The 22516-nt window shown below is 62.9% G+C and carries 19 protein-coding genes and 2 pseudogenes; 11 read left to right on the plus strand and 10 right to left on the minus strand.

Annotated elements, in window-relative coordinates:
• The first annotated feature begins 57 nt into the window (after positions 1–57).
• The 5 genes and pseudogenes from KR541_RS25785 to KR541_RS25805 all read left to right on the plus strand — a co-directional run bounded on the left by KR541_RS25785 (position 58) and on the right by KR541_RS25805 (position 5648).
• A complete protein-coding gene (locus KR541_RS25785; RefSeq protein ID WP_252996685.1) occupies positions 58–1839 on the plus strand; it encodes a hypothetical protein in 1782 nt (593 codons plus the stop codon).
• Positions 1840–1879: 40 nt separating this feature from the next.
• Positions 1880–3090 (plus strand): IS3-like element ISBcen6 family transposase gene (locus tag KR541_RS25790; protein WP_141661769.1). Its coding sequence is split into 2 segments (ribosomal slippage): positions 1880–2195 and positions 2195–3090, totalling 1212 coding nucleotides; the frame shifts between segments, so codons are not numbered across the junction.
• A gap of 39 nt (positions 3091–3129) precedes the next feature.
• Positions 3130–3660: pseudogene (locus KR541_RS25795) on the plus strand (lytic transglycosylase domain-containing protein); the annotation flags it as partial.
• Positions 3661–4496: 836 nt separating this feature from the next.
• The gene (locus tag KR541_RS25800) at positions 4497–5372 is read left to right on the plus strand and encodes a tetratricopeptide repeat protein (protein WP_216089883.1); all 876 of its coding nucleotides are present in this window, start codon (positions 4497–4499) and stop codon (positions 5370–5372) included.
• A gap of 24 nt (positions 5373–5396) precedes the next feature.
• Positions 5397–5648 carry a PAAR domain-containing protein gene (locus KR541_RS25805; RefSeq protein WP_050012786.1) on the plus strand — a complete coding sequence of 84 codons (252 nt, stop codon included), beginning with the start codon at positions 5397–5399 and terminating at the stop codon, positions 5646–5648.
• A gap of 2 nt (positions 5649–5650) precedes the next feature.
• On the opposite strand, the gene tssF is transcribed toward KR541_RS25805, so the two are convergent.
• Positions 5651–7447 carry a type VI secretion system baseplate subunit TssF gene (gene tssF, locus KR541_RS25810; RefSeq protein ID WP_216089884.1) on the minus strand — a complete coding sequence of 599 codons (1797 nt, stop codon included), beginning with the start codon at positions 7445–7447 and terminating at the stop codon, positions 5651–5653.
• A gap of 403 nt (positions 7448–7850) precedes the next feature.
• On the opposite strand from tssF, the pseudogene KR541_RS25815 reads away from it, so the two are divergent.
• The 3 genes and pseudogenes from KR541_RS25815 to KR541_RS25825 all read left to right on the plus strand — a co-directional run.
• Positions 7851–8099, plus strand: a pseudogene (locus tag KR541_RS25815) (porin); the annotation flags it as partial.
• A 289-nt stretch (positions 8100–8388) separates the two neighbouring features.
• Positions 8389–8907, plus strand: a complete 519-nt coding sequence (locus KR541_RS25820; RefSeq protein ID WP_050012783.1) for an NUDIX domain-containing protein — start codon at positions 8389–8391, stop codon at positions 8905–8907.
• The gene (locus tag KR541_RS25825; protein ID WP_089489430.1) at positions 8904–9404 is read left to right on the plus strand and encodes an AAA family ATPase; all 501 of its coding nucleotides are present in this window, start codon (positions 8904–8906) and stop codon (positions 9402–9404) included. The genes KR541_RS25820 and KR541_RS25825 overlap by 4 nt, the downstream gene beginning before the upstream one ends.
• 50 nt (positions 9405–9454) lie before the next feature.
• On the opposite strand, the gene KR541_RS25830 is transcribed toward KR541_RS25825, so the two are convergent.
• The 3 genes from KR541_RS25830 to KR541_RS25840 form a co-directional block, all read right to left on the minus strand.
• The gene (locus tag KR541_RS25830; protein ID WP_089489429.1) at positions 9455–9997 is read right to left on the minus strand and encodes a cysteine hydrolase family protein; all 543 of its coding nucleotides are present in this window, start codon (positions 9995–9997) and stop codon (positions 9455–9457) included.
• A gap of 242 nt (positions 9998–10239) precedes the next feature.
• Positions 10240–11565: an MFS transporter gene (locus KR541_RS25835; protein WP_050012780.1), complete on the minus strand. Its 1326-nt coding sequence runs from the start codon at positions 11563–11565 to the stop codon at positions 10240–10242.
• Between the two features lie 43 nt (positions 11566–11608).
• On the minus strand, positions 11609–12793 hold the full coding sequence (locus tag KR541_RS25840; protein ID WP_176015767.1) for a M20 aminoacylase family protein: 1185 nt from the start codon (positions 12791–12793) through the stop codon (positions 11609–11611).
• Positions 12794–12974: 181 nt separating this feature from the next.
• On the opposite strand from KR541_RS25840, the gene KR541_RS25845 reads away from it, so the two are divergent.
• Both KR541_RS25845 and ppnP read left to right on the plus strand, forming a co-directional pair.
• Positions 12975–13877, plus strand: a complete 903-nt coding sequence (locus tag KR541_RS25845; protein ID WP_050012778.1) for a LysR substrate-binding domain-containing protein — start codon at positions 12975–12977, stop codon at positions 13875–13877.
• A 172-nt stretch (positions 13878–14049) separates the two neighbouring features.
• Entirely contained in the window at positions 14050–14370 is a 321-nt protein-coding gene (ppnP, locus tag KR541_RS25850) for a pyrimidine/purine nucleoside phosphorylase (RefSeq protein WP_006478890.1), read from the plus strand.
• Between the two features lie 98 nt (positions 14371–14468).
• On the opposite strand, the gene KR541_RS25855 is transcribed toward ppnP, so the two are convergent.
• From KR541_RS25855 to KR541_RS25870, 4 genes are all read right to left on the minus strand, one after another.
• Positions 14469–14801 (minus strand): hypothetical protein, encoded by a 333-nt coding sequence (locus tag KR541_RS25855; protein ID WP_171984430.1) that lies wholly within the window; start codon positions 14799–14801, stop codon positions 14469–14471.
• Positions 14802–15236: 435 nt separating this feature from the next.
• Positions 15237–17024 carry a chloride channel protein gene (locus tag KR541_RS25860; protein WP_050012777.1) on the minus strand — a complete coding sequence of 596 codons (1788 nt, stop codon included), beginning with the start codon at positions 17022–17024 and terminating at the stop codon, positions 15237–15239.
• 14 nt (positions 17025–17038) lie between these two features.
• Positions 17039–17452: a MarR family winged helix-turn-helix transcriptional regulator gene (locus tag KR541_RS25865; RefSeq protein WP_050012872.1), complete on the minus strand. Its 414-nt coding sequence runs from the start codon at positions 17450–17452 to the stop codon at positions 17039–17041.
• Positions 17453–17572: 120 nt separating this feature from the next.
• Complete coding sequence (locus KR541_RS25870) at positions 17573–18745, minus strand: HPP family protein (RefSeq protein ID WP_050012776.1); 1173 nt, start codon at positions 18743–18745, stop codon at positions 17573–17575.
• Between the two features lie 360 nt (positions 18746–19105).
• Between KR541_RS25870 and KR541_RS25875 the strand changes: the two genes are divergently transcribed.
• Positions 19106–20074: a LysR family transcriptional regulator gene (locus KR541_RS25875; protein ID WP_050012775.1), complete on the plus strand. Its 969-nt coding sequence runs from the start codon at positions 19106–19108 to the stop codon at positions 20072–20074.
• Positions 20075–20101: 27 nt separating this feature from the next.
• Here the strand turns inward: KR541_RS25875 and KR541_RS25880 are convergent, their stop codons facing one another.
• Together KR541_RS25880 and KR541_RS25885 are read right to left on the minus strand one after the other, a co-directional pair.
• Positions 20102–21466, minus strand: a complete 1365-nt coding sequence (locus KR541_RS25880) for an MFS transporter (RefSeq protein WP_050012774.1) — start codon at positions 21464–21466, stop codon at positions 20102–20104.
• A gap of 64 nt (positions 21467–21530) precedes the next feature.
• Positions 21531–22469, minus strand: coding sequence for a 2-hydroxyacid dehydrogenase (locus tag KR541_RS25885; RefSeq protein WP_089489426.1), 939 nt, complete (start codon positions 22467–22469; stop codon positions 21531–21533).
• Positions 22470–22516 lie beyond the last annotated feature (47 nt).

Genomic DNA, 22516 nt, shown 5'->3' on the forward strand with positions numbered 1-22516 from the left:
GCGGCCGGTATAGCGGCAACATAAGAAATTCTGAAAACCGAATCCGAGTCGGGAATCATGACCAAAACGACCCATAGGAAGAAGCACCCTCCAGCAGCCGCGCCGCAATCGGCCCCGAAACCAACGGAACCTGCGGATACGCCGCTGAGCTGGGCGTATCCATTCACGCCGGTAGGTAAGGCCGACGCGGCCGACCCGATGACGTATTTCAAGGCGCTGGCGAAGTGCGAGAACGGTTTTTATCCGCTAGGCGTCAGCGGCATGTGGCACGGGGGCGTGCACTTCGCCGACGGCAGCGCCGAAATGTTGAAGCAGGACAGCGGCGTGCGTGCCATCGCGGACGGCAAAATTGTCGCGTATCGGCTGAACACGCAATACGAGGAAACGACGTACCCGAACAACCTGGGTCTGGCGCACTACTCGACCGGCTTCGTATTGGTTCGACATGAGCTGAAATTACCGCCGAAACCGGCACCGAAGGACCCTGCGAAACCGGCTCCGGCTTCGGCTCCCGCGCCGGCATCGACTAGTGCTGCGCCTCCTGCACCCGCTCCAGCCGATAACGCGCCGTCCAACACCAAACCGGCGAACGACAAACCACTCGTGTTTTTCAGCCTGTACATGCATACGATGGATTGGGCGACCTATCAGAAGGCGATTGAGCAGGCCAAGGCGAACCCGAAGCCCGATCCAGAGCTTCCCACGCCGATGTCGTACTGGGAAGGCGATCGCTATTATCGAGTCGGCGATAAGGCGAAGGACCAACAATCGGTGCCGAAGGCGCCTGTGCAGTCTCCCGCTACGCGTGCCGATGGGGCAGACAATCTGCCGATCAACAACACCAGCCCGAACGAACCGATACCGACCGATAGCGATCAAGATGTGGCCCTACCGGCTCCCCAGACGGGATTGCGCATTCGGGAATTGTCAAACGGGAAGTGCAAGATTCTCGGGATACTGCCGACTGGGGCCGAAGTGATTGCCGGTGACGGCGATCCCGCACACACGGATTGGATCAAGATCAAGGCCATCAAATCGGGCACGATATTGCCTGCCGAAGTGGGCAAGCCGGTATCCCCCCAAGCGCCTTGGGGCTACGTGTTCAAAGGGGAACTGGATGCCGTTGTCGATCCGAAGCCGCTCGACACGGTTGTGATCCTGAAGGTGCCGCAGCGCATCAAGGCAGGCGAAGTCGTCGCGCATGTCGGCCAGTATCAATGGCCCATGAAGGCGAGTCCGATACCGCCGAAGCCGAACTACCCAATGTTGCATCTCGAAGTATTCGCGGGCGCGGATTTCAAAGATTTCATGGACCGAAGCCGCGCGCGTGCCAAAGAACTGAACGATAAAAACAAGCCGCTTCTGGAAATAGAGCCGGGGGCCAAGCTGGTCACCGAAATTCCCGCGCCCGATCAGAAACTGACGCAGGCGGGACTGAAGCTTGTACCGCTGGCCGATGCAAAGGGTTCGCGCTGGGTCAAGGTGCAGCCCAAGAGCGTGACAAATGTGCCCGCGAAGGGCAAGCAGAAGGCCACGCAGAATTTAGCAAACGTCGGGAACCCGATATGGGTAGAGAGCAGTCTTGCGAACACGATCAGTACCGCGAATGTGTCAGGCTGGCAGAACTTTCCGCTAGACGTTTCCAAGGCAAGCGGGCCGGGGGCGGATTTCCGGGACGTGCTTCGTCGTGCTGAACTCGACAAGCTTGGCGAGGGTAACGTTGCAATCGACGACAAGGGCCATCATTGGTGGAACATCACGATTGGTTCGAAGGATGGCTCCGAATGGAGTAGCCCCCTGAAACGCCGGACACAGTCACCCACTTACAATAACGGGTAGGCATAGGACTGTGTTTTTGACTAACACTAGGCAGGAAGTGATGGAAGTGTTGACGGGCCCGGAGCGTCGGCGGCGCTGGACGGCGGAGCAGAAGCTGGCGATGGTTCGCGAGAGTTTCGAGCCGGGGAAATCGGTTTCGATGGTCGCGCGCCAGCACGGCGTGAATCCGAACCAACTGTTCCACTGGCGCAAGCTGTACCAGGATGGGAGCCTGTCAGCGGTCAAGGCCGGCGAGGAAGTAGTCCCGGCCTCGGAACTGGCCGATGCACTCAAGCAGATTCGTGAGCTGCAACGGATGCTCGGCAAGAAGACCATGGAGAACGAGATTCTCCGCGAAGCAGTCGAGTATGGCCGGGCAAAAAAATGGATAGCGCACTCGCCCTCGCTGCCGGAGGACGACCAGTGAAACTGGTTTGTGAAGTTCTCGGCGTGTCGCGCTCGAACGTATCGGCACGACTGTCGCGTCCGGCGACGTGGCGCGATGGCCGTCAATCGAGGCAGAGTGACGACGCGGCCGCGGTCGAGGAGATCCGCCGGGTCATTGGCGATTTGCCCAGCTATGGCTATCGCCGGGTTTGGGGCATCTTGCGCAACGAGCGCGTTGCAGTCGGACTGGCGCCGTTTAATGCCAAGCGAATCTATCGCGTCATGCGCACACATGGGCTGCTGATGCAGCGCCGACCGATTCCACCTCGGCCCCAACGTCGACACGACGGCAAGGTAGCCGTCGAGCGCAGCAATCAGCGATGGTGCTCGGACGGCTTCGAGTTCCGCTGCGACAACGGCGAGCCGCTGCGCGTAACGTTCGCGCTGGATTGCTGTGACCGTGAGGCGATGAGCTGGGCGGCTACGACGGCAGGCCACAGCGGCGACATCGTGCGCGACGTGATGCTGGCTGCAGTGGAAAATCGGTTTGGCATCGAGTTGCATACGCCGTCCGAAATCGAGTGGCTGAGCGACAACGGTTCGGGCTACACGGCCGACGACACGCGTCGGTTCGCAGTGGCCATCGGCCTGAAGCCATTGACCACGCCGGTATGCAGCCCGCAAAGTAACGGGATGGCCGAAAGCTTCGTGAAGACGATGAAACGCGACTACGTCGCCTTCATGCCGAAGCCGGACGCAGCGACTGCTGCACGCAACTTGGCCATCGCGTTCGAGCATTACAACGAGAAGCATCCCCATAGCGCGCTGAAATACCGCTCGCCTCGCGAGTTCCGGCGCTCGATGGATTCAGCAACCTTAGTGTGAGGCTGTGTCCGGTATTACAGGGTCAACTCCACCGAACTGAAAGGCTGGGTGTGCGACACTGGCCACCTTAACGTACAGTTTCGTAGTCCTTGGGAATGGCCGGGTTTCGAATTGGCCGATAACGGTAGTGTTGGCCCTGCCGACATGTTCAAACGCCACATCCATACGACTGAGCAATATCTGGCGGACGAGGACGGCACGGAGTTTATGGGGGAAGCGGCGAAGGTTAACGCTGGCGAACTCATCACGAAGATCGAAAAGGCGATCGATACGAATCACGACGGGACGGTGTCGGCGCAGGAACTGAAGCACGCACTGGATACGCGCTGGATGGCCGAAGCGGTCTCGCACCTTATAGTGCGCAATGAAACCGAATGGGGCGGTGGCCTCGGCAAGTGGGAAGATCTCTCCCCGCTCATGAAGACGCAGAAGGAGATGTGGAAGACGGAACTTGACCGACTCGCGAAGCTTCAGTGGTGGGAGGAAATCAAGGGGATTGACGGTTTCCCCACAGACCTTTCGCCTTGGCACTTTCATCCGATTGGATTGATCGGGAATTTTCTGGTAAGCGGAGGATGCGATTGTGCTGGTTCTCGACTTGAGCTATCAAGCATGCGGAAAATTGCGACAACCTGTGGTGACGCAAAAATTAACGAGTACCTTGATTCTATAAATCAGGCATTTGTCGATTACAAGATCAATACATGCATGCAGCGCGCTTATTTCATATCTCAAATACTTACGGAAAGTGGCGAGTTTAAATATACCCGGGAGCTGTCAAAGAATAATGCTCCGCTTGAGTATGACCAGTGGCGAGGTCGAGGGTTGATTCAACTCACGCACAAGGAGAATTACCAAGCCTATCAAGATTATTCTGGCGAAGACGTAACATCCGGGATGCCGGCGATTGAGAAGGTCGAGAAGGCGCCGCATTCGGTTTTATCGGCAGCTTGGTTTTTTGCTATTCATGTAAATTTGCTTAAACCTAGCGAGGAAGATGATTTAATTTGGGCTTCTCGAATTATTAATGGTGGATTTAATGGGTATGATCATCGATTGAGCTATCTCAATCTGGCTATCAAGGCTCTTGGGCTAGAGGCTTGCACGAAGCTGAATCGGGCAGGTATATATAAATTTGAGGAGAGTCGTGCCTATAACGAGAAGCGTGCGTCATTTGGTTGGGGTCATTGGCACGATCCCGGTTCGGCAGTCTCGGGTACGTCAAAGGATAAGGACGAGGCCATTAAGGGATTTAGGCGATACCTTGATCTTGATGATGCGGCAGGTAAGCCGGTGGATAAGCACGGCAAGCCAAAGGATCAGAATTGGTATCACATTGCCGTTGTGCGCCCACATGCTGAAGCGAGACTTTTAGCACTGATGGCATCCTAATTAAAGGTTGGGTCATGAAGCAAAAAAACGTATTTAGTATACTATTTGTCTGTGCGTTGACTATGTGTGCCCACTCTTCTTTGGCGCTATCTGGTGAGAATAAAATAGTTGGCGACTTTGAAGGAATCGGAAAACCCGGAATTTTCACATCCGAAGCTGCGCATAATGGGTTGAATATTCAATACTACTCGCCTTCTTTGGGGCGATCGCTTTCGTATAGGGTTGAGAGTTTTGATGAATGCAGCATGATGGGTATATATATAATTCCGCATACAAACCTATTGGCTGTTGATGGAAGTTGCTCTAGTCAAGGAGGGCAGATATATCGCTACATCTACAAGTGGAGTGCCAGCGAAAAAAATTGGTGCTTGATCCGGCAAGTCAATGGTGAAAAATCTGATATTACGTCTGGAATGGTGGTGCCAGTAGAGGATGTTTTGCGGGTAAATGGATGTGCGACTATAGGAAAAAACGACTCGCTGACGTACAAATCGAAGGATCAAGTGCGGAGCGAAATTCGCAGTGAATTGGATGATTTTAAGAAGGCTGCCCAGCAACAGTCGTCGCTAGAGAAGTATATCGCCGAAATGCCGGATTTTCGTGTGGCTGAGCTTGGGTCATATATCGATGCTGGCAATGTTGAAGACATCAATAATTTGGCATTTTATTTGGGGAAATATAAGAGAAGTGGTGATGCGGTGGAGGTATTGCAGTTTTTGGTGAAAAAATTCCCAAGCCGAACCGTGGCTAGATTGAATTTGGCTGATGCATATTGGGATATTGACGCCAAAGAGTTGGCGGCTCTGGAGTATCGTGAGTATAGGCGGCAAATGAATGAAAAAGGGATTTCCGCAAAAATCCCCCCTCGGGTCCTAGATAGGATGAAGTAATTTATTTTTCAACACTTTAAAAATGTGATGAATCTAATTCGAGTTGGTGACGGCACCGACCACGGCGGTAAGGTTGAAACTGGATCATCGACCATGAAATTCGATGGCCGTTACGTCGCTCGTAAAGGCGATCGCGTGTCGTGTCCGCAGCATCCCAACGTGTCACCGAACCTCATCGAGGAAGGCGATGAATCGATGAAGGACAACGGCATTCCGATTGCGCGACACGGCCACCGAGCGACGTGCGGCTGCCACCTGATTTCGAGTCTCGCGTAGCGCTATAGCAGCGGCACGATGCTAGTCCGCATCGGACAGCGCACGATCACGGAGCCGTCGTTCTTCGACAGGACGACGAGCTGGGTGAAGCTGTTGGCGGGCGCGTAGCGCGACAGGTACAGGTCGAGCAGCAGAATCAGCGTGCCCATGCTGTTTTCAATGAACGCGCTCTCATCTGCCGCCATCACAATTTCGAAGCCTCTCATTAGGGCCGAATGCGGCTTGATCGCCAGTAGTCTCTCGACGACGTTTCGCTTGACGAACGAAATCGCCCCGACGTGTTCGGCGCGTCGGTCGCTCGGTGCAAGCTGGCGCATGAGTTTCACGAAGTCCGGCCATCCCTCGCGTGTCAACTGCGCCAGGTTGGCTGTCGTCAGTGCGAGCACGCGCCACTGCGCTTCCGACTCACGGGACGCGCTATACGTCGGTGTCGGCTGTTTCAGCAGCGTAATCCTGCAAGGCACGTGATCGTTTTCGTTTTTCAGATCGCCCTTGAGGGAGCCGATCCGCATCCGCGAAGGCCAGTCGCGATTCGTGCAGGTGAGGTCGGCATTCAATTGCAGCGGCGTTTTCGCCACCGCTGTCCCGTCCGCGCGTAGCAGTACGAGCGACGTTTCACGTCCGGGATGATGGATTGCCGCGTAGGGATCGTGGCGCGTGATCCAGAATCGTTCGCCGGCCCCGACGCCCCATGCATTCAGCGACGGAATAGTGGTCCCGTCTGACGGATCGCGAACCGCATCAACCGAATAGATGCCGCGTATGTCTGGTCGGCTCGGTTTCGGCACGACGGGATAATCCGCGGCGATTTCGCCACGCGACGACTTGACACCCATATGCTTGAACAGGTTCACGATTGGCGTACAGAACAATCCGATGTTGTCCGCCGATAGCGGGGTGAGCGCTTGCGCGATGCGTGAATCGGCGTGCATGCCTTCGATCGCCAGATGCAGTGTTACGCGCCGCGCGCGGTTCATTTGGAGAGGTTTGAGACATCGGCGTAAATGAATGTCGACAAAATCGAACTTGTCCGGAAATCCGACGTATTCCAGCAGCGGTTGAACCAGCGGCGAATTGTGCGACGGCGGCAGCAGCATATCGTCCGGGCCGAACCCGACCGGAGTGACCGGTATCCCCGCAATTGGCATCCACCGTCCGCTGTCGTCCGCTTCGACAAATGCGCCACGGACGCGCAGCAGGACCGTATCCAGCAGCGCGACGACGGTCTGGCGTTCTCCAGCGAAATGGACGCGCAGCGTGTTGGGCGAAATCGCGCCGAGAGGCGAGGCGGCTACCGTCGGCTCAATCGTGATGGAAATGAAGCTGGTTGTGTTCGGCGGCAATGCGATTTGTGCCGGTGCGACGGTGCTGCGCGAGAATCGAGCGTTTGCGATGCGGATCGGCGCAAGCGTTACGTCATAAGCGGTTCGAAAGCGAACTTCCCCGCCGCGCGACGTGAGCTCCATGCCACGCGGCAAGACGACCGGCTTGCCCGGTAATTCCTTGATCGGATCGAAGCGAGCGATCGAACATGCAGGGAACGGTCGCAAGTAGTGCGGGTGCAAGACATGAAGCAGCGCTTCGGTGAACTTCGGTGCGCCGTCGTCCAGGTTGGCCCGGATTTCGGCTGCAATCAACGCGAACGCCTGCATCATCCGCTGGATGTGTGGGTCTTCCGTCTGTCCGCCTGTAAAGCTCAGGCGGGCGGCAATTCGTGGATACTCGTTGGAGAAGGTTGCGAACTGATCCTCCAGTTTCGTCAGTTCCTGTTCGTAGTAGCTGCGCAGCTTGTCGTGCATATCCAACGTCGTCAGGCCTCTGCAGGTCACGACGTGCGTCGTATTGTCCAACGGTCATCGTAGTCGAATCTTCATCCTCCGAGTTTCTGCAGTCCGATAGTCCGAGGCCAAAATATGAGTCTGACGAGATTACGGAAACTGCACGACGGCGGGACAAACCGCCTGCGTTCGCATGCGATTGATATTCAGTAACTGATATTGACGGGTTTTGGCATCAGCCGTGGTTCCTTGAATCTCGACGTGAATATGTTTCGCAATGTGAACTTCGAGGGGCGGCTCGTCGAGATAAAGCCGTGACGGCAGCCGCCGACGCGGGACAAGATCAGCGGGTTGATGTCGGCAGCGGGATGCCGACGGTCTTTAATCTGGAAAAACCGCGTTCCAGGTGATGAGCGGTCAGACGGGGTACTACGCGAAGGTGGGCGACGGCGGCGATGCGTCGTACGATTCGTCGGGGCACGCGATGATGTAAGTGCTCGGCACGACGCGCAACCTGTCGGAGCGCACGTTTCTGTACGGGGCTATTGCGTACGTGCGCAACGGCTGCAATTCGAATTTCTCGCTGCTCCCGAGGCCGCGTGGCGCGACGTCGAGTACGAGCCCGATGACGGGAGAGTCTCAGACGGGCGTGGGGATGATGCATACGTTCTGAGTGTAGGCGCAGTGCACGCAAGGCACGGGCGAGGGCAGCCCGTGCCTTGTTGCGTTTGCGGCTTTGCCGAATCATTGTGACGTGCACATCAGCGCCGGCGCGCAGATTGAGGTGCGCCGGGCCTGCCTGCGGGCCGCTATATGGCTCCCGCGCATCGCTTGTTCATCTTTTCGCCGCGAGTCTTATAGCTGGCGTTACGCGTCGTGCTACCGATAACGTAGCTGGAGGGATTCACATTTTCTGACGTTTATGGGCTGAAAATTCTGCGACGGCTTGGCTGTCCCGGAGGATGGAAGTGGTTTTGGCTGAAAACACTATCGTGCAAATCAAGAACAAGGTACTGGTCTATGTTACGTGGCGAGACCGACTGCTCACGTTTACCCAACCGAAGTTCCCGGAAGCCGGGAGGCAAGTGGTTGCCGGCACGATGAACCACGGCGAAGTGCCAATAGCCGCCGCGCTACGCGAGCTACGCGAGCTTCGCGAGGAGAGCGGTATCAGCGACGCTCAAGTCGTGCGTGTCCTCGGCGATTACTTCTGTTCGATGAAGAAATTCGGAAGAAGTGAGATTCAGCATCGGCATGTCGTGCATGTCATGGTGAGTGACGCCATTGCAATGAAGGCGCACCGGACGCATTTCGAGGTCGACTCAAGTCCCGGTGGTGAGCCTATTGAATTCCGCTTCCAGTGGTTTCTCCTTTTTGGAGAGGAATTCACGCTGATCGGTGGGCACGATTTCTTCTTACCCATGCTGAAACACTTCATGCGCGAGCATCAACATGCGCGGTTGAACAGAACTGAAACATGAAGGTTTGCATCGTAGGCCCGTCGGGTGCGGGGAAAACGACTATCGCTCGGGAGTTGGCTCGGAGGTTCGATACTGACGCGTATGAATTCGACAACGTCTATTGGGACAAGAGCGGTGAAGAGTATGTGAAGAACTCGGATCAGGCGATGGCTGACGCTATCGCGACGATCATCGCCGAAGCCGGCTGGTTCGTCGAAGGCGCGTACGACAAGCGGATGTATCCGCTGCTCGCCGAGTGTTCGCTGATCCTGAAGGTCGAAGTCCCGTTCCGTGTGCGAGTGATACGCCTGATCAAGCGCTTCATCGGGGCGACGGTGACCGGAAAGTTACCTAGGGAGACCTTCAGGAACACCATCGGATTGATCAAGTTTTCGTTCCGCTTCGATAAGCGGCTCAGCGATTTTCTGTCCGCGGACGCAGTGCTTTCGACGAAGGTCGTTTCAGTCTGCGACACATCATCGAGCATTGAGGCAATACGTATGGCCGGTCTCTGCTGACGCTATAGCAGGCCCGCGCTGATCCATCGCGATCCGATCGGCGCCGTGCATCAGAACTCGCACGCCTCGCTCGTCGTCAGCACCGCAAACGGGCCCGCCAGCGTCGCATTGTGATGCGCGACGATCCGCTCGGCCGGCAACGCAGGTGTATCCATGCAGGTATGCGCATCGGCAACGAGCACCGCGCGAAAGCCGAGATCGCCGGCCGCGCGGCACGCCGTGTCGACGCAGTACTGCGTCTTCATCCCCGCGATCACGATCTCGCCGATACCGGCCGCATGCAACCACTCGGCGAGCCGCGTGCCCGCGAAGCAACTTGGGCGAGTCTTGTCGAACACGATGTCGCGTGCGGTATCGATCGCAAGCTCCGGCAGCAACGCGGCCAGCGGCGCGTCGGGCGCAATCGGCGAGCCGGCCGGGCCGGTGTGACGCACGGCGAACACGGGCGCGCGGGCTTCATGCGCGCGACGAATCAGCTGGTTGACGTTGGCCAGCACGCGTTCACCGTCATACGGACGATCTGGACCATGAAACAACCCGACCTGCATGTCGATGACGAGCAGTGCGCGTTTCGGGAAAGGGACTTCGGACATTGCGTTTCTCCTGAGTGGCCGATGCAGACGGAGAAACGGAAAGACCCCGTCCGGAACCGGCGGGGCCTGTGGGAATCGGTGACGCTACGATCTTGCGCGCACTCGCCGCACGGACCCGCCGAAGGCGGTCGTGCGCGTGGTCGTCGAAAGGGTGATCGTGGCGTTGTGCATTGAATGATCATGCCCGATGCGCGGGCGCGGCGTCAATGACGTACGTCACGCACCCACGCATCGGCCACCGCTCAATCCAGCGCCTTCCCGGCCTTCTCGTCCATGCAACGAATCGCGAGCAGCGTGAACACGCCACACCCGATCGCATACCACGCCGGCGCATTCGGATTCCCGGTCGCCGCGATCAGCCACGTGACGAAGAATTGCGCGAAGCCGCCGAAGATTGCGACGCCGACGCTATACACGAGCGCACCGCCCGTCGCACGCACCGCACGCGGAAACAACTCGCCGAGCATGGCCCCCGTCGCACCGATGTTGATCGCATGCACGATCGACAGCGCGGCGATGATCGACAGCAGCGACGCGGCGCCCGGCCAGCGGTTCAGCGCGATGAACGCCGGGTAGATCGCGGCCATCAACACGATGCGCGTCCACCAGACGATCCGGTTGCGCCCATACACGTCGGACAGGTGGCCGCCGATCGGCGTCACGAGCATCAGGATCGCGCCAGCGACGCAGCCGGCCGTCATCGACAGCCACGTCGGCAGGTGCAGCACCTGCACGCCGTAGATCGCCATGTAGAACACGATGATGTAGTGGATCGACGTGCCGCCGATCGTTACGCCGAGCCCCGCGAACACGGCTTTGCCGTGATGGCGCAGCACGTCGGCGAGCGGCAGCGACGCAACGGGTTCGTCGTGCGCGGCGGCGGGCGAGGGTGCCGCCGCCGGCACTTCCTCGACGGTGCGGCGTAGCCAGTAACCGAGCGGCACGAACAGCGTGCCGATGATGAACGGCACACGCCAGCCCCAGCTTTCGAGTTGCGCGGCGCTCAGCGTCGACGTCAGCGCGACGCCGGTGAGCGCGCCCGCGAGCGCGGCGAGCCCCTGGCTCGAGAACTGGAACGACGCATAGAAACCGCGACGATGCTGCGGTGCCTGTTCGAGTAGCAATGTCGTCGAGGCGCCGACTTCGCCGCCCGATGCGAACCCTTGCAGCAGCCGCGCGAGCACGAGCAGCAGCGGCGCGGCGATGCCGATCTGCGCGAAGGTCGGTGCGACCGCGATCGTCGCGGTGCCGAGCGCCATCAGCAGCAGCGTGAGGATCATCGCCTTCTTGCGGCCGGCGCGGTCCGCATACATGCCGATCACGAGCCCGCCGAGCGGACGCGTGACGAAGCCGACGCCGAAGCTCGCGACCGCGAGCATCAGTTGTCCGAACGACGAATGCACGGGAAAGAACAGCTTGCCGATCAGGATTGCGAAGAAGCTATAGACCGTGAAGTCGTAGAACTCGAGCGCATTGCCGACGGCGGCGGCCGCGATCAGCCGGCGTTTCTTCGCGGCGGCGCGGGCGTCGACCGGCGTGCCGGCGAACGGAAGGGCGGACGTTTCCATGGGGTTCCCCCGGGTAGGCACGAAACTGCATGGTGAAGGATCGTCAGGCCGCGAGCCAGGCTTCGGCGACGCGGACCCAGTAGCTCGCGCCGATCGCGAGGATGTCGTCGTTGAAGTCGTAGCCGGGGTTGTGCACCATGCAGCCGCCCTTGCTGCCGATCCCGTTGCCGATGAACGCGTAGCAGCCGGGGCGTGCTTCGAGCATGAACGCGAAATCCTCGCTGCCCATCAGCGGCGCGGCGTCGGTTTCGACGCGTTCGGCGCCGAGCATCTGGCGCGCGATGTCGGCCGCGAACGCGGTCGGTTCCGCGTGATTGACGAGCACCGGATAGCCGTAGTCGTAGTCGACTTCCGCGGTGACGCCGAAGCTCTCCGCCTGGCCTTTCGCGAGCGCTTCGATACGGCGCGCGAGCAGCGCGCGCACGTCGGCGTTCAGCGCGCGCACCGACAGTTTCATCACGACGGTTTCGGGAATGATGTTGAACGCCTCGCCGGCCTGCACGCTGCCGACGGTGATCACGGCCGCATGCTGTGCATCGACCTCGCGCGCGACGATCGTCTGCAGCGCGACCATGATGCTGCCCGCGGCCGACATCGGATCGCGCGCGAAATGCGGCATCGCGCCGTGGCCGCCGACGCCGCGCAGCGTGATCGTCACGCGGTCGGCCGACGCCATCGCGGCGCCGGTGCGGAACGCCATGTCGCCGGCCGCGCGGCCCGGCATGTTGTGGATCGCGAAGATCGCGTCGCACGGGAAACGGTCGAACAGGCCGTCGTCCATCATCGCCTTCGCGCCACCGAAGTTTTCCTCGGCGGGCTGGAAGATCAGGTTCAGCGTGCCGGAGAACCGGCGCGTGGCCGCGAGGTGGCGCGCCGCGCACAGCAGCATCGCGGTGTGGCCGTCATGGCCGCATGCATGCATCTTGTTCGCGTGGCGGCTTGCGTACGGCAGGCCGGTGGTTTCCGCGAGCGGCAACGCGTCCATGTCGGCGCGCAGGCCGACCGTGCGCGCGCCTTGCCCTTCGCGCAGCACGCCTACCACGCCGGTCTTGCCGATACCGCGATGTACGTCGTAGCCCCAGCCGGTGAGCAACTCGGCGACGAGATCGCTCGTGAGCGTTTCTTCGAATGCGAGTTCGGGATGGGCGTGGATGCGGCGGCGCACCTCGACGAGTTCGGGGGCGATCGCGGCGATGCCGGGGATGACGGGGTTCACGGCTGGCAGCATGGTCTCTCCAGTGGGGCGGGTGGGGCGTTTGACGCGCATATGACGACCAAGCATATAAATTTCTTTTGCGTACCAGAAGCTGCTAAATTGCTTTGGTGCACACCGTCGGTTGTCGCTCGGGAATACCCTGAACCCCTGCGCGGCACGGCGCACAGGGTTTCCACGGATCACGCATTGCCCCATGAAATACCATCAGCTGAAAGCGTTCGTCACCGCCGCGGAGGAAGGCAGCATTCGTGCGGCCGCGCGGCGCCTGAACGTGTCGCCGGCCGCGCTGACGAAGGCGGTCAAGGAGCTGGAGATCGCGCTCGGCGTATCGCTCGTCGTGCGCACCGCGCGCGGCGTGCAGCTCACCGCGTTCGGCCAGCAACTGCAGGTGCGCGCGCGGCTGATCGTCGCGGAAATGCAGCGCGCCCGCGACGACATCGAGCAGGCGCAGGGCGCGATGACAGGCTCCGTCGCGGCGGCGATCACGCCGGCGGCGGCGGTGACGATTCTGCCCGACGCATTCCGTGCATTCCGGCGCCGCTTTCCGGTGGCGCGCGTCAATCTGGTCGAAGGGTTTCCCGGCGTTGCGCTACCGCGCCTGCACGACGGTTCGCTCGATTTCGCGGTGGCCGTCGTCGTGCCGGAGCTGCTGGCGGCCGAGTTCGATCATGCGGAGCTCTATGCGAGCCGCTCGCTGATCGTCGCGCGCAAAGGGCATCCGCTCGCGTCGGCCACGTCGCTCGCCGATCTCGTCGAGGCCGACTGGCTGATGAATCCGTCGCCGGAAAGCTCCACGCAGGTACTGTTCAACTCGTTCGTCGCGTACGGATTGCCGGTGCCGGCGCGTGTCGTCGAGTGCCCGAGCTTCGGTCTCGCGCACAGCCTGATGACCGGTTGCGACCTGATCGCGTCGATGCCCGAGCAATTGCTGCAAGGCGAGTGGGCACGCGATCAGCTCGCGGTGCTGCCGATCCGCGAGCGCTTGCCGGGCGTATCGGTGCAGGTCGTCACGCGCCGCGACAGCCCGCTGACGCCGGCCGCGGCGATGCTGCTCGATTGCCTGCGCGATTCCGCGCGACGCAAGGGATTAAGGTGAGCGCGCGCCCGCAAGGATCACGTAGTGATCCTGACGATCATGGGCCCGGCATGTGCCGGCCGCGCGCCATTCGGGCGCACCTTGCGCGAGCCGGTATCATAGCGGCCGGCCCGGCGCTCCGGCCGGCCGCCAACCACACCGCCATCCGGCATCCAGCAATCAGAGGCATCCCATGACCAGTGCAACCCAATTCGACAACGTATCGGTCGTCAAGCGCGCGAACGTCTATTTCGACGGCAAGTGCGTGTCGCATACCGTGCTCTTCCCGGACGGCACGCGCAAGACGCTCGGCGTGATCCTGCCGTGCGCGCTCAACTTCGGCACGGATGCACCCGAATTGATGGAAGTGCAGGCCGGCAAGTGCCGCGTGAAGCTCGACGGCAGCAGCGAATGGCAGACCTACGGCGCCGGCGAATCGTTCTCGGTCCCGGGCAAGAGCCGCTTCGACATCGAAGTGCTCGAGACGCTCGATTACGTCTGCAGCTACCTGTAAGGCGCTTCCCGCGCGGCAAAGAAAAAGCCCCGCCGAAGCGGGGCTGGTCGCAAGCGGATGGCGCAAGGCCATCCGAAGCGCCTGTTCTCGTTACTGCGTTACAGGCAGGCGTTGATGTCGCCGGCGGACGCTGCGTCGCCACGCACGCCGACCCACGTTTTCGCACCCGGCTTCCACGACGGACGAACCATCGCGGCGGCGCCGTTCGGCGGCTGCTGGCCCGGTGCATACACGTCGGTCGCGAGGCCATTGGCCAGCACGTTCTGCGAGATCACCTGTTGTTGCGACTTGTCGGCCCAGGTCTTGGCGATGCACGCCGACACCTCGGGCGCGTCTTTCTGGCTTTGTCCCACGTTCTGCACGGCAGGTTCGGCGGCATGAGCAGAAATTGCCACGGTCAATGCGATGAGCGGTAAGTATTTCACGTTCACGTTATCTCCCTCGAGTCGTGATTGATTGAGTGGGATGCGCAGCAATGCTGCGTGCAAGTGAGATTCCATCCTGCAAGCACGGTTCCGGCCATTCCGAAACAAGTTGTTAACGCGCTTGCCAAATGGCGGCTCGGATGCTGCGCATGTTGCTGCGGCGCGGCATGCGTCGTGTACGGTTCGACGTCATGCGTGGCGCGGTCCGCGCGCTGCCCGATCGTGGTGTGGTGAAGTGACGGCCGCGGCTGGCGGGATGTCTGTGCATCCCGCGCCGCGACGCTTTATCTGATGACGAAGTGGAATGGCTGATGGATGGCCCCGTCGCATGAGCACCATGATGACAAACTTTCGTCTGCCGAATTGTTAACCAACTTTAAACGCAGGAAGGCGGCGGGGAAGCGATGCGCGGCCGGGCGAACGCCCCGCATGCGGTTTGTGTCAGCTGGCCTTGCGCGAGCCGACGTCGCGCAGGTTGACCGGAACGACCGGACGGAAGCGCTCGCGCTTCTGTTCGTCGTCGAAGTGCTGGAGCGCCGGCTTGATCAGGTCGCTGCGCGACACGATGCCCGTGACGCGCAGCGATTGTTCGTCGGCGACCACCGGCAGGCGTTCGAGGCCGAGCATCGCGAGGCGAGACGCGACGACGCGGCACGTTTCGTGCGCCAGCGCGACGGCCGGTGCGCGGTTGGCGAACGCGTCCGAGATCGGCGTGTCGGCGCCGGCTTGCGCGCGCTGCGCATCGAGCATCGCGCGATCGACGAGGCCGAGCAGTCGCCCGTGCTGCACGACCGGATACGCGCGGTGCGTCTGCCTCGCGCCGAAGTATTGCGCTTCGACGGTATCGAGCGTCGTTGCGCCGTCGATCGCGACGAGCCGATCGGCCGACGTCATCACTTCGCCGATGTCATGCCGTTCGAGCGGATCGACGCCGTATTCGCGATAGATGTGATAGCCGCGACGTGCGATTTTCTCCGTCATGATCGAGCGCTTCATCACGATGGTCGCGAAGCCGTGCGCGACGAGCGTCGCCGCAAGCAGCGGCAGCAGCGCGTTGGCGTCGTGCGTGAGGCCGAACGCGAACACGATCGCGGTGAGCGGGGCGCCGAGCGTCGCGCCGAGCGTCGCGGCCATGCACACGAGCGGCCACAACGCCGGATCGCCGCCCGGCAACACCGGCGACAGCACGGTGCCGAGACCGGCGCCGAGCATCAGCAGCGGGGCAAGCACACCGCCCGACGTGCCCGAGCCGAGCGCGATCACCCACATCACGGCCTTCACGATCAGCAGCGCGAGCGCGATCTTCAGCGCGATGTGCTGGTGCAGCAGGTCGCCGATCACGTCGTAGCCGACGCCGAGCGCGCGCGGCTCGAGCCAGCCGCCGACGCCGATCACGATCGCGCCGAGCGCCGGCCACCACATCCAGTGCACGGGCAGCTTCGCGAATGCGTCTTCGACGCGATAGAGCGCCGCCGACAGGCCGCACGCGAGCATGCCCGACAGCAGGCCCGCGACGATGCACGACAGCAGCGCGACGGGCGTCGGCGCGGCCGTCGTCAGCGGAAACAGCGGATCGACGCCGAAGAACACCGCGCGTGCGAAGCCGGCCACCGCGCATGCGAGCGCGACCGGCAGGAAACTGCGCGGACGCCATTCGAACAGCAGCAGTTCGACCGCGAGCAGCACGGCGGCCACCGGCGTGCCGAACACGGCCGTCATGCCGGCGGCCGCACCGGCGACGAGCAGCGTCTTGCGCTCGGCGGCGGTCACGTGCACGCATTGCGCGATCAGCGAGCCGAGCGCGCCGCCCGTCATGATGATCGGGCCTTCGGCGCCGAACGGGCCGCCGCTGCCGATCACGACGCCGGACGACAGCGGCTTGAGGATCGCGACCTTCGGCGACATCCGGCTCTTGCCGAACAGGATCGCCTCGATCGCTTCGGGAATGCCGTGGCCGCGGATCTTCTCCGAACCGAAACGCGCCATCAAGCCGACGATCAGCCCGCCGATCACCGGGACCGCGATCACCCAGGCGCCGAGCGTGTTGTTCGCGGGCGAATGGTCGGCGAACGACAGTTGCTGGAAGAAGAACAGGTTCGTGAACAGGCGGATCAGGCTCAACAGCACGAATGCGGCGAGCGTGCTGAGCAGGCCGATCCCGGCGGCGAGCAACGCGATCCTGGGCAGGCGTTCGTTGGTCGAGAAATCGCGTTTGTGTGGTGCGTTCATCGGAGTGGCAAGGGTCAGTAATCGATCTGGGGAACCAGGAACGTGCCCTTGAGCGACTTCAGCTCGGCACGATGCATGGCCGCGAGACGGGCAAGCAGCGTTTCGCCGGCCGGCTCGAGGTGGACTTCGACCTGGCGGCGGTCGGCTTCGCTCGGCTTGCGCTTCACGAGCCCGAGTGCTTCGCAGCGCGTCACCAGCGCGACGACGCCGTGGTGCTGCGCCTGCAGGCGTTCCGCGAGTTCGCCGATGGTCGCCCATTCGCGATGCGGATAACCCTTGATGTGCAGCAGCAGCAGGTATTGCAGCGGCGTCACGCCTTCGCTTTGCGCGGCGCGTTCGGAGAAGCGCTCGAAGCGGCGCATCTGGTAGCGGAACTCGGACAGTTGCTGGAAATCGCTTTTCGTCAGTGCGCGTCGGGTATCGGTCATCGAGGTCATTCGGGCAGTCGGTTACGGTGACGATTAATATATCACAATGTGATATAAATGGCCGAAATCGGTCGGATTGGCTGCATTCCGCGTTCCGCCGGCGGCTACATGTGGTGCGCGCTACGCGGCTTCGAGCATTTGGGTCTGCTGATAAAGGCCCGTGACGAGATCCGTCTGCGTAATGATGCCGACGAGCCGGCGTGATGCATCGACGACCGGAATATGGTGGTGGCCCGAATGCGTGAACAGCGGCACGAGCGCGGTGATCGGCATCGTTTCCGGCACCGACGCGACGTCGCGCGTCATTACCGACGCGACGCTCGCGGGCTGGCCGCCGAACGATTGCGGCAGCCGCGCGGACAGGCGCTGCCACAGCGGGGCCGGATGGCGCAACTGGCGCGTGAGGTCGGCGCGCGTGACGATGCCGATGAGGCGGCCTTCGCCGTCGACCACGGGCAGCGCCTTCACGCGGTGGCGGTCGAGCAGCGTGAGCGCGGCCGTGACCGACGTCGACGGCGCGACCTCGATCGCATGCTTCGTCATCAGGTCGGCGCACTTCAACTGGCCGAACGTGCGCGTATAAGCCTGCATTTCCGTTTCGCGCAGCAGCGTTTCGAGATCGTCCGGATCGACGTCGAGCCATTCGCTGCGGCGCTTCAGTACCGCATCGAGGTCGTCGCGCGTGAAGCCGCCGCGCGCCGGTGCGGCGCCCGCCTGCGGTTTCGCTTCGGGGCGCACGCCGCCGTGCGGGTAGCGGTGCCCGGTCAGCGCGTGGTAGAGGAGCGCGGCCGACAGCAGGATCGCCGATTGCAGCGCGATCGGCTGCAGCACGAAGCCGAAGCCGAGCGAATGAATCGCCGGGCCGCCGACCACCGCGGTGAGCGCGACGGCGCCCGACGGCGGGTGCACGCAGCGCAGCGCGAACATGCCGCCGATCGCGCAGGCAATGGCGACCGCGGCGGCCGTGATCGGATCGGCGATCCATTGCGCGCACGCGACGCCGACGGTCGCCGCGACGAGATTGCCGCCGACGATCGACCAAGGCTGTGCGAGCGGGCTCGCCGGCACCGCGAACAGCAGCACGGCCGACGCACCCATCGGCGCGACGAGCAGCGGCACGAGGCCCGGCACGCCGGGCAGCAGCCGCATCGTGACGCCGACCGTCGCAATGCCCACGAGCGCGCCGGCGCACGCGCGCAGGCGCTCGCGCCAGCCGAGGGTCATCGGATGGGGAATGAAACTGTGCAGCCATTGCCGCAACGTGCGGCGCGACGGGGAGGAGCCTGACGACATGGATGGTGAGCGGCAAAAGGACGGCGCCGGGGCGCGGTGACAAGCGTCGAATTATATCGTGTTGTGATATAAATTGCCGCGCCGCATCACGCCGTTGCACGCGCACGACGTACAAGTCTTGCAAAATCCTTTCATCGCATGAGAGCTTGCGCGCGCATCACCGCGCAAATTTGTCTGCAGCGGCGTACAATTCGGCGCAGTCAATTCCCCCGTCATGCCAAAACCCTGTCCTCGATGCCCGCTCTCCCGCCTTCTCCCCGGCACGGTGATCGATTCGACGCGGTTCGCGGCCGCGTTCCGTTGCCCCTCTGACGCGAGCGCCGCCGACGCCTCCCCACCGACTCTCCCCAAGCCAATTCAATGGACATGCTCGAAAACATGCGCCTGTTCGTGCGCGTTGTCGAAGCCGGCAGTTTTACTGCGGTCGCGAAGGAAATCGACGCGACCACCGCGCAGGTGTCGCGCGCGGTCTCGAACCTCGAAGCCCACGTACAGACGCGCCTGCTGCATCGCACGACCCGCCACCTCGGCCTGACCGAAAGCGGCGAACGCTATTTCGAGCGCGCGAAATCGATCCTCGCGGAACTCGACTACGCGAACGCGGAGGCGCGCAACGCGCTGCTGCGGCCGAGCGGCAAGATGCGCATCCATGCGATGACGGGGCTCGGGCAGAGTCATGTCGTGTCGTCGATCGTGCGCTACCAGGCGGACAACCCCGACGTGTCGGTCGAGCTGACGCTCGCGCAGCGGATGCCGAATCTGGTCGAGGAGGGCTATGACGTGTCGATCGTGACCGCGTCGCAGTTGCCCGATTCCGGCTATGTCGCGCAGACCTGCGGCACGAGCTGCAGCGTGCTGGTCGCGTCGCGCGAATACCTGGCGCGGCACGGCACGCCGCAGACGCCCGACGAGCTGCCGAACCACGTATGTCTGCGCCTCGACACGCCCGCGTCGCCGGCCGGCGAATGGCGGCTCGAACGCAGCGACGGCGAGGAGACCGTCTACGCGCTGCAGCCGGCGCCATTCCAGGTCAACGTGCCGGATGCGCTGTGCGTCGCGGTGCGTGCCGGACGCGGGATCGCGTGCGTGGCGCTGTATACGGTGCTCGACGATATCCGCGAAGGGCGCCTGATCCGCGTGCTGCCCGAATACCGGCTGCAGACGGTGAGCGTCTATGCCGTCTATGCGACGCGCCGTTATCTCGATGCGAAGATCCGCACCTTCCTCGATCACCTGCGCACGACGCTCACGCCCGCGCTGGAGAACGATCTGCGCGAACTCGACCGGCTGACGACCGAGCACGCGCCAGCCGGCCGTCAGCGCGCGTAACGGTGCGCCGTCGCACGGCCGCGACGTTCATGCGGCCGGCGCGATGCGGATCCGCTCGAAGCGGCCCGCGAGCCACGTGTACGCGGCAATGCCGATCAGCCCGTGCGCGGCGACGAACCACAACGCGCCGGCGAACGAACCCGTGCTCGCGACGAAGTAGCCGATCACGAGCGGCGTGACGATCCCGGCGATGTTGCCGAGACCATTGAAGACACCGCCGCTCAGCCCGACCATGCCTTCCGGCGCCGTGTCGGCGAGCACGGCCCAGCCGACCGCCGCGAGTCCCTTGCCGAAGAACGCGATCGTCATCAGCGCGATCACGACCGCGTTCGACGATGCGCCGTTCGCGAGCACGAGCAGCGTCGCCATCGCCATCCCCGCGACGAACGGCGTCTTGCGCGCCCGCGACGGATGCATGCCGCGCCGGATCAGCCAGTCCGACAGCAGGCCGCCGAGCACGCCGCCCGTGAACCCGCAGATCGCCGGCAGCGCGGCGACCCAGCCGGCTTCCATGATCGTCATCCCGCGCCCCTTGATCAGATAGATCGGGAACCACGTGATGAAGAAGTAGGTGAGGGCCGTGATGCAGTACTGGCCGATGTAGATCGCCCACAGGTTCCGGTGGCGGAACAGTTGCGACACGTCGCGCCACGACGCGCGCGGCCGCTCGCGCACGCGGTTCGCCTCGAGATCGACGAGCGCGCCGTGGGCGCGCAGGTAGTCGCGCTCCGCGTCGGTCATGCGCGGGTGGCCGTGCGGTTCGCGATACCACGCGAACCACAGTGCGGCGAGCGCGATGCCGAGCAGCCCCATCCACAGGAATACGTGTTCCCAGCCGAGCGCATGCGTGAGCCACGCCATCGCCGGCGTGAACAGCACGACGGCCATGTATTGCGCGGAATTGAACAGCGCGGACGCGGTGCCGCGCTCGGCCGTCGGGAACCAGCAGGCGACGATCCGCGAATTGGCCGGGAACGCCGGCGATTCGACCAGGCCGAGCATGAAGCGCATCACGAACAGCGCGAGCGTCGCGGCCGCGCCCTGCACGGCGAACCCGCCGACCGTGCCCTGCAGCATCGTGAATATCGACCACAGCAACAGGCTCAGGCCGTACACGCGCCGCGCGCCGAAGCGATCGAGCAGCCAGCCGCCCGGAATCTGGCCGATCGCATAGGCCCACGCGAACGCCGAAAAGACGATGCCGAGCTGGACGGGCGTGAGTCCGAGGTCGTGCGCGACGCCGGTGCCGGCGATCGACATCGTCGCGCGGTCCGCATAATTGATGACGGTGACCGCGAAAATCAGCGCGAGGACCGCATAACGGACGCGGCCGATCGTGCGCGACGCGGCGGACGATGCGGCGAGCGCAGCGCCGCTGGATCGATTGGACATGCGTGTCTCCTGGCCTTCGTCGTGCGAAGGCATCGGTGTTGTAACGGGAAGGGGCGTGCCGCGCTCAGCGCGTGACGCTGGTCGGCGGGCGCTGGCCCGCGAAGCACGCGGCGAGGTTCGCGAGCACGATGCGGCCCATTGCCTCGCGCGTTTCGTGCGTGGCGCTCGCGCGGTGCGGCTGCACGACCACGCGATCGAGTTCGAGCAGCGCGGCCGGCACGTGCGGTTCGTTCGCGAATACGTCCAGCCCGGCGCCGGCGATCGTGCCGTCGGCCAACGCGCGCACGAGCGCGGCCTCGTCGACCAGCTTGCCGCGCGCGACATTGATCAGGAATCCTTTGGGGCCGAGCGCGGCGAGCACGTCGGCCGTCACGATCACGTTGCCGTGATCGGCCGACGCCGCGATCACGAGCACGTCGCTGTCGCGCGCGAGCGCGGCGAGGTCGGGCACGAAGCGATAGCCGCTGTCGCGATGCTCGCGCGGGCCGAAGTAACTGACGGGCATCCGGAACGCCTGCGCGCGCTGTGCGATCGCGCGCCCGACGCGACCGAGCCCGACGATGCCGAGCCGCTTGCCCGTGACCTGCGTCGCGAGCGGCTGGGCCGTCTTGCCCCAGCGGCCGGTGCGCACGATCCGCTCGCCGGCGCCGAGGTCGCGCAGCGTCATCAGGATCAGCCCGAGCGCCATGTCGGCGACGTCGTCGGTCAGCACGTCCGGGGTGGTCGTCACGTGGATGCCGCGCGCCCGCGCGCGGTCGAGATCGACCGCGTCGGTGCCGATGCCGCTGATCGCGACGATCTCGAGCGCGGCGAGCCGGTCCATCAGTGCGGCGGACAGGCCGTTCGCGCCGCCGGTCACGACGCCGCGAATGCGCGGCGCCACGCGATCGAGCAGCGCGTCCGGTTGCTCGGCCGCATACAGTCGATGCACGGTGTAACGGGCGGACAGTTCGGCGTCGATGGTGTCGGGGAGCGGCTGCGTCAGCAGGATGTCGATGGTCATGAAAGTCTCGGTCGTCGTGCGCGACGTAGGCCGCGCATCAGGTGGAA

It is taken from the genome of Burkholderia sola, assembly GCF_905400185.1.
Taxonomy (GTDB): domain Bacteria; phylum Pseudomonadota; class Gammaproteobacteria; order Burkholderiales; family Burkholderiaceae; genus Burkholderia; species Burkholderia sola.